Source organism: Nocardia sp. NPDC049149, from assembly GCF_043197455.1.
In the GTDB taxonomy this organism is placed as follows: domain Bacteria; phylum Actinomycetota; class Actinomycetes; order Mycobacteriales; family Mycobacteriaceae; genus Nocardia.
The window spans coordinates 118,843-132,182 of sequence record NZ_JBICTD010000004.1 but is presented as its reverse complement, the minus strand read 5'-3'; the positions used below and the strand labels follow the sequence as shown (position 1 = coordinate 132,182).

Annotated in this window: 9 protein-coding genes and 1 pseudogene; 4 read left to right on the top strand and 6 right to left on the bottom strand. The window is 65.0% G+C overall.

The genetic code is table 11. The features are described from left to right. Positions 1-150 precede the first annotated feature (150 nt). The 3 genes and pseudogenes from ACGFNJ_RS16495 to ACGFNJ_RS16485 all read right to left on the bottom strand — a co-directional run. Positions 151-2,454, bottom strand: a pseudogene (locus tag ACGFNJ_RS16495) (MMPL family transporter); the annotation flags it as partial. A gap of 334 nt (positions 2,455-2,788) precedes the next feature. Beyond that, positions 2,789-3,244: an RDD family protein gene (locus ACGFNJ_RS16490; RefSeq protein WP_393448100.1), complete on the bottom strand. Its 456-nt coding sequence runs from the start codon at positions 3,242-3,244 to the stop codon at positions 2,789-2,791. A gap of 302 nt (positions 3,245-3,546) precedes the next feature. Beyond that, positions 3,547-4,956: an APC family permease gene (locus ACGFNJ_RS16485; RefSeq protein WP_393448098.1), complete on the bottom strand. Its 1,410-nt coding sequence runs from the start codon at positions 4,954-4,956 to the stop codon at positions 3,547-3,549. A 117-nt stretch (positions 4,957-5,073) separates the two neighbouring features. On the opposite strand from ACGFNJ_RS16485, the gene ACGFNJ_RS16480 reads away from it, so the two are divergent. The 4 genes from ACGFNJ_RS16480 (at position 5,074) to ACGFNJ_RS16465 (ending at position 8,463) form a co-directional block, all read left to right on the top strand. Then, positions 5,074-5,691: a TetR/AcrR family transcriptional regulator gene (locus ACGFNJ_RS16480; RefSeq protein ID WP_069163750.1), complete on the top strand. Its 618-nt coding sequence runs from the start codon at positions 5,074-5,076 to the stop codon at positions 5,689-5,691. 4 nt (positions 5,692-5,695) lie between these two features. Next, entirely contained in the window at positions 5,696-6,922 is a 1,227-nt protein-coding gene (locus tag ACGFNJ_RS16475) for a P1 family peptidase (protein WP_393448096.1), read from the top strand. A gap of 428 nt (positions 6,923-7,350) precedes the next feature. Further along, a complete protein-coding gene (locus tag ACGFNJ_RS16470; protein WP_393448094.1) occupies positions 7,351-7,923 on the top strand; it encodes a dihydrofolate reductase family protein in 573 nt (190 codons plus the stop codon). A gap of 147 nt (positions 7,924-8,070) precedes the next feature. Then, a complete protein-coding gene (locus tag ACGFNJ_RS16465) occupies positions 8,071-8,463 on the top strand; it encodes a hypothetical protein (protein WP_393448093.1) in 393 nt (130 codons plus the stop codon). 67 nt (positions 8,464-8,530) lie between these two features. Here the strand turns inward: ACGFNJ_RS16465 and ACGFNJ_RS16460 are convergent, their stop codons facing one another. The 3 genes from ACGFNJ_RS16460 to ACGFNJ_RS16450 form a co-directional block, all read right to left on the bottom strand. Beyond that, complete coding sequence (locus ACGFNJ_RS16460) at positions 8,531-10,537, bottom strand: DUF4157 domain-containing protein (protein ID WP_393448092.1); 2,007 nt, start codon at positions 10,535-10,537, stop codon at positions 8,531-8,533. Between the two features lie 68 nt (positions 10,538-10,605). Beyond that, positions 10,606-11,976, bottom strand: a complete 1,371-nt coding sequence (locus tag ACGFNJ_RS16455) for a DUF4157 domain-containing protein (protein ID WP_393448090.1) — start codon at positions 11,974-11,976, stop codon at positions 10,606-10,608. Between the two features lie 15 nt (positions 11,977-11,991). Then, positions 11,992-13,335 (bottom strand): DUF6519 domain-containing protein, encoded by a 1,344-nt coding sequence (locus tag ACGFNJ_RS16450; RefSeq protein ID WP_393448088.1) that lies wholly within the window; start codon positions 13,333-13,335, stop codon positions 11,992-11,994. Positions 13,336-13,340: the final 5 nt, after the last annotated feature.

Genomic DNA, 13,340 nt, shown 5'->3' with positions numbered 1-13,340 from the left:
CAACCGTTGCTCCCCATTGGTGTTGGCATCCGCGTGGGAGACCTCAGCCGGATTGCGCACCGGCTCCTCCGCGGGAACGGCAGGCTCCCAGATCTGCTCGGTGAACCGTATCGACGCCGCCTCAGCCTGCGCCACATGCGCAGCGACGACCTGCGCGAGCTCGGCGCGATCGGACTCACGCAGACCGCGCAGCTTCGTGCCTTCGACATCGATGTCCGGCAGAATGCGGTTGAGCCACTTCGGAATCCACCATGCTCGCCGCCCCATGATCACCAGCAACGCCGGGACGAGCACCATGCGCACCACGAAGGCGTCGATGGCGACACCGCAGGCCAGTGCGAAGCCCATGGACTTGGCGGTGGCGTCGGATTCCAGCAAGAAGGAGCCGAACACCGAGACCATGATGATCGCCGCCGAGGTGACCACCCGGGCGCCGTGCTGATAGCCGGTGATCATGGCGAACCTCGGCGACCTGGAATGCACGTACTCCTCGCGCATTCGGGTCACCAGGAACACCTGATAGTCCATCGCGAGCCCGAATACCAAGCCGATCAACATGATCGGCAAGAAGCTCACGATCGGATGGGGATCGGCGATCAGGCCGAAGGCGCCTTCCTGGAAGATCAAGACGGTGGCGCCGAAGGTCGCCGCCATGGACAGCAGGAAGCCGAGTGCCGCGGTGAACGGGACCAGGATGGACCGGAACACCAGGATCAACAGCAGGAAGGCCGCACCGGCGACGATCGCCAGATAGGGGACGATCTTGCCGAGCAGCACCCGGTCCATATCGGCGTAGATGGCGGTGGTGCCGGTGATGCCGTACTCGATGCCATACCGTTGGGACAGTTCGCTTTCCGCGTCGCGGGCGTCGCGCACCAGATCCTTGGTGTCCTGGTTGTTCGGCCCCGACTTCGGCACACCGCTGAGCATTGCGCCGAGGCCGTTCGTGCTGAGCTGCGGCTTGGTGACGTAATCCATCTGTGGGAACGCGGCGAGCCGGTCCCGCAGCGCGGTGACCGCGGCCTCGCGCTCGCCTTGCGGCACCTGCTCCAGGTCGGCGACCACGGTCAGGATGCCGTTGCTGCCTTCGCCGAAACCCGCCGTCCTGATGTCGTAGGCCTGCCGGATCGTCGAACTGGTCGGGAAGCTGTCCTCACCGGGCAGTCCCAACTGCAGTTTGAGCGCGGGAGTGGCCAGTGCCGCCAGCGCGGCAACGGCGAATATCAGTGCTACCCAAGGTCTTTTGCTGATCTGGCGGGCAACCCGCATCCCGTTGGTGACGGAGGTGTCGTCTTCCGGGTCGTGCTTGGCGACCAGCGGCAGCTTCGGTTTGAAGAGGAAGCGGCCGAAAGCGCCGAGCACGGCGGGCATCAGGGTGATGGCGGTGAGGACGGCGAACAACGCAGCCACGGCGCCGCCGAGGCCCATGAAGGTCAGGAAGTTCACGCCGACGATGCTCAGCGCGGCCAGGGCGACGATGACAGTGAGACCGGCGAACACCACCGCGGATCCGGCGGTGCCGACCGAAATGCCCGCTGCCTCTTCGGGATTCCTGGCGACTTGCAGTTCGTGTTTGTAGCGGGAGACGATGAACAGCGCATAGTCGATGGACAGGGCGATACCGATCATCGACGCCAGGAACGTCGTGAAGCTCGGTACCTCGATGATCGAGGTGCTCAGCGAAATCACCAGCGTGGCGGCGCTCAGGCCGACGATGGCGGTGATGATCGGCACGAAGGCGGCCATGATGGCGCCGAACGCGATCACCATGACGACCAATGCCACACCCATGCCGATCATCTCGGCCCGGCCGCTCGGCTGCTCCTGCTGCTGCGCGATGGGTCCGCCGAGTTCGACGGTCAATCCTTGTGCGCGAGCGCGGTTGGCCACGTCGTAGGCGGCGTGCCGCTGTTCGTCGGTGACCTCCATCGGGCCGGAGACGTCGAACGGCACCGTGAGCACGGCGACGGTGGCTGGGGCGTCCTTGCTCAGCACATTGAGTGGGGCGCCAGAGCAGACTTCTCGGTCCGCTTTGGTCAGGCAACCCATCGACTCAGTCACGGCGACCGGGTTTTTCAGTGCCGCAGCGTCCTTTTCGGCGACGAGCCGGTGCTTGCCGTCGTCGACCGACAACGCCGTCAGGTCGGCGATCAGCATGTCGATGGCGGCGCTGTTGGCCTTGTCGGTCAGCTTCGTTCCCTCGGGCGCCTTGATGACATAGGCGCCGCTCACGGCTTCGATGCTGAACCGACTCGACATACCGGGAAACTGCTTGTCCAGGATGTCGGTGGCGCGCTCCGACGGCAGCGACGGCATGCTGAACTCGTCGCTCATCGGCTTACTCAGCGCGCTGCCCCCGACACCGAGCAGCGCGAGGAACACGACCCACAGCGGCAGAACGATCCACTTGCGGCGGAAGGCGAATTTGCCCCACCGGTAGAGGAATACGGACACGACGGAGTTCTCCTAGAGGTAACCGGTTGTGCTGAGTCCAGGGCCCGTATACAGCACCTTCGCGGCCCGCTACGCGTGCGAACACTCCCCCGGCTCCCGCCACCCACGGGTCAATCAACGAACAGTGGGAAACGGAGGAGAAACCTCAAGTTTCGAGAGCATACCGCACGCCCGGTCGGCACCGCCGTCGGCCCGAATGTTGCCGGCGCTCCGATGTCGTGAAAGGTGCTGATCTACATACCGAGCGGAGTCCTGCGGCGCGGCAACGGAACCGTACGCGATGCCTTGATCGCTCGCTCTGCAGGTTTCCAGCGACGGCCAGCGGAGTGTGAGGTCAGCGGCGGCGCACGGTGCGCAGACCACATGCCTGCCCTACGCTCGCACCCTCCAGCACGAACTGGAGAACGATCACCACGAACCCGAACATCCACCGCCCCAACGTCTGCCAGAACCGCGGCCGCCCGCCGTCCTTCCAGCGCAACACCCGCATCCCGAACAACAGCTTGCCCAGACTGACACGAAACACCAGAGTGCCGAACACATGGTTGACGAACGACACGGCCAGCACACAGAGAATGAACGCAGGCAGAAACTCCGCCACCCCACCAGTCACATGAAACACGCGTTGCGACAACGCCAAACCACCGACCAACGCCACGAACCCATCAACAAGCGCCGCCAACGCCAGCCGATTGTCCCCCGCCACCTCCGACACCACCCCATGCCTCGGATGCGGTCCCCCACCAATCCCCGAACCCGTTCCGGCATGACCCATCCGCGGTGCACTCACGCCCCACATTGTGCCGACCACCCCCACACCTTCCCAGCACCGACAATTGGGGGCTCGCAACGTTCACCCGTCGTCCACACCGGAGTTGGTCGGTTGATCACTGGGAAATGGTGGCGGCATCGCCCGAGAAGCCCCCCGCCGTGAGTTCCCACTCTGTACGAAGCCACCCTTCTGATCCCATATATCGGGATGGCAGGGCGGTTTTCGTGCCGAGGGGGCAATGGTGGCGGGGGCCTCTTGGGCGATGCCGCCACCAGTGCCTCCTGATCAGCCGACCAGCTCTTGCCGAGGAAAGGGGGAGTTCATGATTCCTGGATGGGGTCGGGGAGTTTCCAGCGGTCGGGGCGTGGGCGGAGGTAGAGGAGGTAGTAGGCGCAGCCGAGGAGCATGGCGACGACCGCGACGACCATTTGCTGCCAGGAGGCGTCGATGACGCTGTATCCCGCGTAGCCCATGGCGGCGACGACGATGATCGGCGGCAGTGGCCACAGTGGCATTCGGTAGCCGCCGGAACTTGGCCGGCCGCGCACTCGGAACGCGGCAAGCGCAACGAACAGGTACACCAGGACGAGGCCCGCGCCGGTTGCGGTGATCAGCCAGGACAGTGGCAGCGCGGCCGCCGCGACGGTGGCCAGTGCGCCGACAACGACGGTGGCGACCGCCGGTGTGTGCCAGCGCGGGTGCACGCTGGCGAGTGCCCGATCGATCGGGTCCGGCCAGCTTCGGTCGCGGGCCGAGGCGAACAGCAGCCGGGAGATCTGCAGGATGATGGCGATCACCGCGTTGACGATCGCGATCGCGATGCCGACGCTCACCAACGTGTTCACCGTGGCTCCGCCGCGCGCGGTCAGGAAGTAGTTCATCGGCGCCGGGCTGCTCAGCAGGTCGGTCATGGACGGCGCCCCGAGGACCACCGCGGCCAGCGGCACGATTTCGATGGCGACGGTGGCGGCCAGGCAGACCATGATCACGCGCCCGATGGTGCGTGTCGCGTTCTTCGTCTCCTCCGCGTAGTAGACCGCGGCGCCGTAACCGTTGTAGCCGAACAGTGCGACCGGGATGAGGGCGGCCAACGCTCCCGCGCCGACCGGGACCAGGCCACCGTCGCCGATCGTGGTCGCGTGCAACCATTCCGAGGGTCCGCGTTCGATCGTGCCGAAGCCGAGGAACGCAAGCGCCGCGATCGCCGCGATCTCGATGCACAGGAAAACTCCGGTGACCCAGGCGTTGGCCTTGATGTTGAGCAGCGCGATGGCGGTCGTCACCACAATGACGCCGACGCCGACCCATTTTCCCCCGAGCTGCGGTATCGCGACGCCGAGGTAGTCGCCAGTGCCGAGGGCGATGACCGAGATGATCAGCACGCCGTTCACCAAAGTCAGTGCGAACAAGGCAAACCCGACGGGTCTACCGAGTAGCCTTGCGGCCCAGGTGTATTCACCGCCGGTAATCGGAAAGGTCGCCGAGAGTTCGGCGTAACACAGCCCGATGAACACCGACGCCACCGCCGCGATGGCCAGTGTCAGCACCGACGCGCCACCCGCTGCCAGCAGGATCGCCGGAATGATGATGAACACGCTCGACGCGGGCGTCACCGCCGACAGCGTGATCAGAATGTTCTCGCCCATGCCCAGCGCGCGCGAGAGCTGCTGACGGTATCGGGGCTGTTGGTTGTCGTCGTCGGCAGTCTGGCCGGTGGTCTGGGTAGCCATGGCCGGTCCTTTCTTTGATGTACAGTCAAAGAATGGACTAAAGCCGCTGTCAAGGATCGATTTTTGACGTTACGAATAATTAATTCGTCATCAACATGAGGCAACGGGAGGTGCCGGATGGCACGCAGGAAGGATCAGGAGCGAGCTCGCCGGGAGATTCTCGACGCGGCGCTGACGGCGGTGTCCGACCGTGGTGTCGGCAAGCTCAAGATCCGTGAGGTCGCCGAAGTCGCCGGGGTATCGCCCGCGACCGTGCACTACTACTTCGACGATCTCGACAACCTGCTGCGCGAGGTCCACCGCGAAGCCAGCGACCGGTTCTTCGGCGATCGGCTTGCCATGGTCGCCACGATCACCGACGCCCGCGCGAAGATCGGTGCGTTGATCTGGGCGGGGTTGCCTGCTTCGGATACCGACGCCCTCGTCGTCGCGCTGTATCGACTTGCCGCCTATCGCAGCGTCGCCGCTGAGCACGGCGATCTGATCACCGCGCTGTTCGAGAAGCAAGTGGCGGTGTATATGGGTGCGCTGGAAGTGGGAATCGCGCAGGAACACTTCACGATCGATGCACCGATCCTCGATGTTGCCGCGAATCTGGTTGCGCTGGAAGACGCCTACGGCTTGCACATCATCAGCGGCAATCGATCGATTACGAAAACCCGTGCCGCGGAAATGATCTGTACCTACGCCCGGACCGCGACCCACTGCCTCGATATCACGACGCCCGAAGGATGAACAGATGAGTGGAGCATCGCGCAGTGATTCGGTGAGCGGTGGGCGAGTGACGGGTGGGCCCGAGCACCAATCGTTTTCCCCGGATGGACGTCCGCGAGCGCGGGCCCTCGGCATCGCGCCGAGCGGGACACCGGGACCGTGGAACGCCATCACCGATGTGGCCGGCATCGAGGTCGGGTATCGAACCCTGATCGAAGGCGACGGGCCCTTGCAGGTGGGCGCAGGCCCGGTGCGCACCGGCGTGACCGCGATCCTGCCGCGCGGTCGCTCCGGCGTCGGCCGCCCGTGCGCAGCGGGCCGCTACTCGCTCAACGGAAACGGCGAAATGACCGGCACCGCATGGATCGACGAGGTCGGCCAGCTGTCGATGCCCGTCACGATCTCCAACACGCACGCCATCGGCGCCTGCCACACCGGCGCGATCGAGTGGATCAACAAAACCCATCCGGCGCTGGCTCGGGAATGGCTGCTCCCGGTCTGCGCCGAAACCTGGGACGGTTACCTCAACGACATCAACGGCGGCCATGTCACGCCGGAAATCGTTGTCGCCGCGTTGGATTCGGCCCGAAGCGGTCCGCTGGAGGAGGGGTCGGTCGGTGGCGGCACCGGAATGAACTGCTACGCATGCAAAGGCGGCAGCGGAACCGCCTCCCGACTGGTCGGGTTCGGCCCGCACACCTACACCGTCGGCGTGTTCCTCCAGGCGAACTTCGGCTCCCGACACGAGCTGACGATCCGCGGCCACCGCATCGGCGATCAACTCGACCTCGACAACCCGATGGAATCAACCGATTGGGGCACCCCGCCCGACCGAATGCCCGCCGCGCCGGGCGGTTCGGGTTCGGTCATCGTCGTCGTCGCGACCGACGCCCCGCTGGATCCATTGCAATGCAAGGCCATGGCCCGCCGCGTCCCGTTCGGCCTGGCCCGCACCGGCACCACCGGCAGCCTCTTCTCCGGCGACCTGTTCCTCGCTTTCTCCACCGCCACAGACCGCCCCTCCGACACCGCTTTCCCGATCGGCCACCCCACTCCCGCCGACCTCGTCACCACCACCCGCCTACCGTGGAACCGAATGGACCCGATGTACACCGCGGTCGTCGAGGCCGTCGAAGAATCCGTCCTCAACGCCCTCATCGTGAACACCTCGATGACCGGCCGCGACGGCCACCACTCACCCGCCCTCCCACACAACCAACTGAAAGCCCTGCTAGCGACCGAACCTCGCTAACTGGCATAGAGGGTTATGGTGACGCTTCCGCAGTCGGCGATCGGATCTGATCCAGGAATCATGAACTCCCCCTTTCCTCGGCAAGAGCTGGTCGGCTGATCAGGAGGCACTGGTGGCGGCATCGCCCAAGAGGCCCCCGCCGCCATTGCCCCCTCGGCACGAAACCGCCCTGCCATCCCGATATATGGGATCAGAAGGGTGGCTTCGTACAGAGTGGGAACTCACGGCGGGGGTTTCTCGCGGCGACACCATTTCCCAGTGATCAACCGACCAAGTCCGGCATGGGCCTGGCCGGTAGCTGATTCGGTACGGCGAGCGTGCGAAGCGGGTGAGGTAGGTCACAAGTTGGGGGTGTCGAGAAGGGTCGAGTGGCTCCGTCTCTGGGGTAGAGCGGCTACACGGTCGCCTTACAAACGAGAGGGAGCATCATGCGCAAGCTTGTAGTTCAGCAGTGGGTTACCGTGGACAACTTTGCCGCGGAGGAGGATGGCGGGCTCAGTTTTGTTTCGGGGGAGCCGTTTTCGGAGACCGACACCAGTGCGTTCAAGGCGAACATGATGGGGATGATCGACTCGGTCGACACGATGATTCTCGGGGCCAATACCTACGCCCAGACGAAGGACTACTGGCCGCATGCCGAGGAGCAGGGTGAGTACGGGAAGAAGCTGAACAACCTCGGCAAGTTCGTTGCCTCGTCGACGCTGGATGATGCGCCGTGGGGTGAGTTCGACGCAGCGACCGTGACGCGCGATCCAGCCGCCACCATCCGGGAGCTCAAAGAGCAAGACGGTAAAGACATTTGGTTGTGGGGCAGCTTGACACTGATGCGTTCGTTGTTGGATGCCGGGCTCGTCGACGAAGTTCGGATGCTGGTGTGCCCAGTGGCGCGCGGCAAGGGGCGGCCGGTTTTCGAGGATCCGCGAGATCTGAAGTTGGTCGAGGCCAACGGGTTCGACAACGGCGTAGCACTTCTCCGCTACGAGATCGCGCGACCGAGCTGAAGGTCGACCTTTACCGCTGCGCGACGAGAATTTCGGCTGCTGTGCCGATCAGTGGACCAGGATGTCGCGCCGCCGCAGCAGCGGCGCGCATCATGAATTCACAAGCTCTAGTTCGTAATTCAGTACGCAGCGAGGAGTGAACAAAGAATGTTGACGAGAACACGCACCATCACGGCGGCAACCGGAGTGCTGGCTATGATCACCGCCGGGGTGTTGTTGGCGCCCAACGCCGCAGCCACCGCGATCACGACCGTCAAAGTGACCGCAGGAACCGTCGCAGTCGGCTGCCCCGTCACCCTGACTTCACATTCCGACCCGGCCCCCACCACCGGATGGTCAACGTACTTCTACGACAACGAAACCCTCATCGGCATCGGCCCCGCCCACGGTCCAGGCGGAACCCGAACCGTCACCTGGACCCCGGCCGCGACAGGCACCCACGAAATCAAGGCCATCGCCTGGATGAGCCGCATCGACGGCGGAAAATCAATCGGCACAACAACTGTGCACGTAACGACGGCCCCGTGTGACAGGTCCTGACAAATAGTATGACCTAGCCGCCGACGTCGAAGCGACGTCGCCCGGGCGGAACTTCCTGCGCTGCAGTCTATTTTGCTAGTTCCGCCATGACTTTCGCGTGGATATCGGCGACTTCGGCGGCCGTGATGCCGCTCGGTTGGAAGCGTTGCTTCAGGTGCTCGATGCTCTCCCCCGCATAGTTGGGGTTGTCCTTGGCCACCTTTTCGATGTAGGCGCGCATGGGAGGGACATGCTCGTCCGGGATCTTGATGATGCCGTTCCTGGTGATCTCGGCGGTGATTGCTTCCGCGGAAGCATCGGCGGGCAGGTTCGCGGGCCAAGCGCCCGACTGCTGGACGGCGGCACGGTTCTTGGCGATGAGTTCGCCTGCCTTCTGTGTCTTCACCTGGGCGACGCCCGGCTCACCGCCGTACCGAAGGACGTCCAAGTCCTTGACGTACGCCTTCATTCCCGCTTCAGTGAGCTCTTTCCCGACGTCGTGCGACTTCACCGATACGGCGCCTTCGCGCGTGAGGTAGTCGATGGCGGGGAAGTTCCGGGCGTTCCCAGTCAACGGGTTGACGTCGAACACGGGCTTACTGACCGCCTCTACGGCCATCGCGGCTGCCTCGACACCTTCGCCGGAGCCCTTGTGCGGGGCCCCGATAATCGCCTGGCGGGCGGCCTCACGAGCGACCGATGAACTTTGCGGAACCGGCGGATTCGGCGCGGGTGTGGGCTCGGCCGGCTTGGGCGCGGGCTCGGCGGGCTTGGGCGCTGGTGTTGGCTCGACCGGCTTAGGTGCTGGTGCTGGCTCAACCGACTTCGGCGCAGGTGCGGGCTCAACCATTTTCGGTGCGGGCTCGGGTGCCTTCGGTGCGGCCCCCGCCTCCGGCACCTTCGGCGCGTGCGATTCCGCGGCGGCCTTCCCAGCGCTCTCGGCCTTCTTCAAACCCTTCGCTTCGGCGAGCGCTTTGAGCACCCGGGAACCTTCGACGATCTTTGCGACGCGAGCCCCGAGTTCGGTCGCGCTGAGCGCCCGCGCGGCAGCCGACACCTCTTCTACACCGATGAACAGCAGGGCGATCTCCGCGACCAGATAGCCGACGGCCTCGCCGATCGCGAAGCCTTGGTCATACGGAGACGCCTTGGCCAACGTCGTCAGGCGTCCGCTCAAATACTCGCCCGCTGCTTTCCCTAATGGTTCCGCCCCGGCCAGCGTGCGCAGTGCGAGGTCCGCGAGTTGCTGCGCGGTTTGCTTCGTTTCGATGAGCAATCCGACGGGATCGAGTTTGTACTTCACGAACAGCTTGGCAGCCTGCCAGCCGAGCAATGCCAGCCCCTTCACCTGGCCCCACAGGTCCCCCAAAACTCCCGCCGGGACCCCGACACCGAAGCCGATGCCGAACTTGACGTCGCTACTGTTGTTCATCGCGGCGGTGATCGCCGCGGCCGCTGCCGCATCCACCGCCGCAGACTCGAAACCCTTGCGGAACCGTGTATTCCAGGTGAGAAATTGGAATGTCGGGTCGGATTCCATGTAGTCCTGTGCGCGCTGCTGCGCCAGGGTAGGCGGACCGAAGGCCTTGTCTTCGTCTTGGCACGCTATTCGCACCGGGCTCTGTCCAGTAACTCGGATTGCGCCTGCGCTCGCCCAACTGTCGGCTGCGCGGTCGGCGTCGTGTTCCATCGCGGACGGGTCGCCACCGGATCGGGTAGGCCCCTGCTGGACAACATGGGCAAGCTCGTGGACGAGCAGATGGTCGCCCGCCGGAGTACCGGGCTGGAAGGCCCCGTCGCGGAAGACGAGATCGTTGCCGACGGCATAAGCGCGAGCGCGCTGGGAGCGGGCAGAGGTGTCCGCCGCGGGGCCGGTGTGCGTGCGTACCGCGCTGAAGTCCTGACCGAAACTTGCTTCCATCCGGGTACGGACGGTGGGGTCGAGCGGCGCGCCTGCGGCCGGGACCGCCGTGACGTCGACACCGAAACCTGTTGTGTTCGTGTCCTGTTCGTCTCCGCGCACGGATTCGCGCGGTGCAGGCGGTTGCCGCAGCACTCGGGCTTCCGTGCTGTGTCGAGTGGCGGGTGTACTCATGACAGGACCTATCGGATTTCAGCTGACGACAAGCATCAGTTCGTGTCGAATCGAGCGGCCGTGCCGGATCATGGCCGACACACCTCGGCCGCGACCTCCGGGGGTTGGCCTGCGCCGACGAGCCGCTCTCGAATCTTCTCGATCTCGGCGCGCTGGGACTCTTCGGAGAGAACAAAGTAGTTGGGAATCATGCTGGGGAGCAGCTCGCGTGCCTGTTGGTAGCCCGCACTCGATCGGTTCGCCTCGAGAATATGGATGATCTGGCGGACCGGATCGAGCAGCTTGTGCTCCCGGGCATAGGCAGCAGCCTTGTTCAGCGTCCTCATGATGTCGATCAGCGTCGCGCCGTAGCTGGCTTGGTTCGCCTTCTCCGTGCCTCCGCCGTAGCCGCCGCCTGTCACCGCCTTGGCGAATGCCTCCGGGTCTGCGGTGTTCGCCCACGCCTTCGAGTAGTTCTTCGCCAGCAGTGTCTTACTGTGGCCTGCGATCGCGTCGGCGACACTGTCGTGGCGCCGGAACGGCAGTTTCACCATGTAGCGGTCAGCACCTGGCACCGGCTCCTTTTCTTCGAATTTCTCGTAATTGCGGTATCTTTGGCGCACCTTTTCGCGATCTACGACGAACTCCGGCGTCCACTGCCACCGAATCGTCTCGGGAGGCGCGTCCGGGTCGGCCTTGACACCGAAGAAGCTCGCCTGGGGTCCGGGTTTCCAACCACTTTCCAGGACCATTTGGCCGAGGGTGAGGAGAGCGGGCACGCCGGTCTTGGCTTGGTCTGCAAGGGCCAGCTCGGAGTACTTCACGTAGAAATCAACCGCCGCACGATCATTGGTGAAACGTTTGTTGTCCGCCGGGGCGAGCGTCACTCCGGAACCGGGCTCGGGAGCTTGCGCCGGCGTCTGGGGTGCGGCCGAAGTGGTTGGCTCGTCTTCGTCCAAGCAGGCGACTCGCACGGGGCTTTGCCCAGTGACGCGGACGGCGCCTGTTCCCGCCCACTGGTCGGCGGCGCGGTGGGCGTCGTGTTCCATTGCCGAGACCGGTGTTTCGGTGTCGGGTCTGGCACGGCTTTGCTGGACGACGTGGGCGAGTTCGTGGGCGAGGAGATGGTCACCCGCGGAAGTGCCGGGACGATAGGCACCGTCGCGGAAGACCAGATCGGTGCCCACGGTGTACGCGCGGGCGCGCATGGTGCGCGCGGAGGTGTCGGCGGCGGGGCCGACGTGGGCGCGCACGGCACTGAAGTCGTGCCCGAAACGAGCTTCCATCCGGGTGCGCGTTGCGGCGTCCAGTGGTGTGCCGTTGACGGGAACAGCGGTGACGTCGATGCCGAAATCCGTGGCATTCGAGCCGTGTTCGGGCTCGAACTCGGATTCGTTTCGTGCCACCGCGTGCCGGAGGGCGCGAGTCTCCGCGAGGTGCTGGTGAGCGGGACGGAGCATGACAGGACCTGGTGGCTAGGTGGCGTCGGGGCAGTGGGCGGCTTGATCGAACACGTGCTGCAGGTCCTCGTCGCCCCCTTCGCCGCTTCCGACAAAGGCCAACGGTGCATAGTGGTGCTCGACCCCGTGTGGCGGCACGAAAGACGCGGTGACGCCGTCGGCGGCGCGCGGCCAGATGATGTCACCGGTGACCACGCGAGCGGGGATGGTCCAGTAGTCGCCGACCCGGTAGGTATGGGCGCCAACGGGATCGGCAGTGAGGAACTGGATTTCGATACCGTTCTCCAGCGGGATCCAGCCGTTGTCACCGATCGCTTCGACGACCTCTACCGCGCCATGAACCAGCGGCGCGGCCTTGCGCTCGCGCTGGTCCCAGCGGCGCACCTTCGCGTGCGGGCGGCTGGCCGGGTCCGTCTCGATTTCACCGGTCTTGCTGTTGAGGTCGAAGATGAGCAGGTTGCCGTCGACGCCGGTGAGCTTGACCCTTGTGCCCGCGATTCCCGCGTATTCGAGGGTGTCCCAAGTCAATTCGACCCAGTCGCCGGCGGCGAAGCCACGTTTGACATCTTTGATCCCGGCCACGTGCAGCCGGTTGCCGATGGTTCCGGTCCAGGCCGCGGCGACCGATCCGTTCTCCCGCGACCACACGAACGAGGTCACCGAATCCTTGACGGCTTCGTCAGCGACCGAGGCGATTTCGACACGGTAGAGCTGGTTCTCCACGCCACGATAACGGGCATCGGGCGAGGCAAGGCACGGGTCGTCGTCGGTCGGCGGAGGTCCGGTCCGCGCCCGCAGCATCGGCGGATTGCCGCGCAGTCCGGCGCGCCACTCCGCGAGCGGGAATTCCCCACACTGCGGTTTGTCGCCGGAGTATTCGGCGACACGGAGCTGCCAGATGATCTGGCGGCGCGAGGTCGTGTCGGGCCCACCGAGTGCGACCTCGCGGATGCGATCGTCCTCGAGCGTGCTGACGTGCCGCTCCCACACATCCAGATACACCACGTACGGCGGCTTGGGCAGCTGCGGCGGCGTCGCCGCGATCGGGTAGGGCTGGGCCGACCAGCGCACCTTGTCGAGTTCGGGCGGCAGTTCCACGCGGATGCCGTCGACATAGTAGACACCAGCCTTGAATTCGAGATCGGTGCGCCCGTTACTGATCTGGTGTGGCACAAACCCGAGGTTCTTCTTGGGACCGCCGTGCGGTCCGATGAGGTCGGCGGCCATGGTGCGCTGGGCACCGATGAGGGTGGCCATGGCGGTATTCCAGTCCGATTCCACCAGCACCCGCCCCTGTTGCAGCAGGACGAGACTGTAGTCGGCCGGGTCCGGCGTCAGCCGGGAAAAGTCTCCACGCATCGGAA

Coding starts and splice junctions, on each gene's coding strand:
- ACGFNJ_RS16485 (WP_393448098.1), bottom strand. CDS start 4,956: ATGGCTACCCAGACCACCGGCCAGACTGCCGACGACGACAACCAACAG.
- ACGFNJ_RS16480 (WP_069163750.1), top strand. CDS start 5,074: ATGGCACGCAGGAAGGATCAGGAGCGAGCTCGCCGGGAGATTCTCGAC.
- ACGFNJ_RS16475 (WP_393448096.1), top strand. CDS start 5,696: ATGAGTGGAGCATCGCGCAGTGATTCGGTGAGCGGTGGGCGAGTGACG.
- ACGFNJ_RS16470 (WP_393448094.1), top strand. CDS start 7,351: ATGCGCAAGCTTGTAGTTCAGCAGTGGGTTACCGTGGACAACTTTGCC.
- ACGFNJ_RS16465 (WP_393448093.1), top strand. CDS start 8,071: ATGTTGACGAGAACACGCACCATCACGGCGGCAACCGGAGTGCTGGCT.
- ACGFNJ_RS16460 (WP_393448092.1), bottom strand. CDS start 10,537: ATGAGTACACCCGCCACTCGACACAGCACGGAAGCCCGAGTGCTGCGG.
- ACGFNJ_RS16455 (WP_393448090.1), bottom strand. CDS start 11,976: ATGCTCCGTCCCGCTCACCAGCACCTCGCGGAGACTCGCGCCCTCCGG.
- ACGFNJ_RS16450 (WP_393448088.1), bottom strand. CDS start 13,335: ATGCGTGGAGACTTTTCCCGGCTGACGCCGGACCCGGCCGACTACAGT.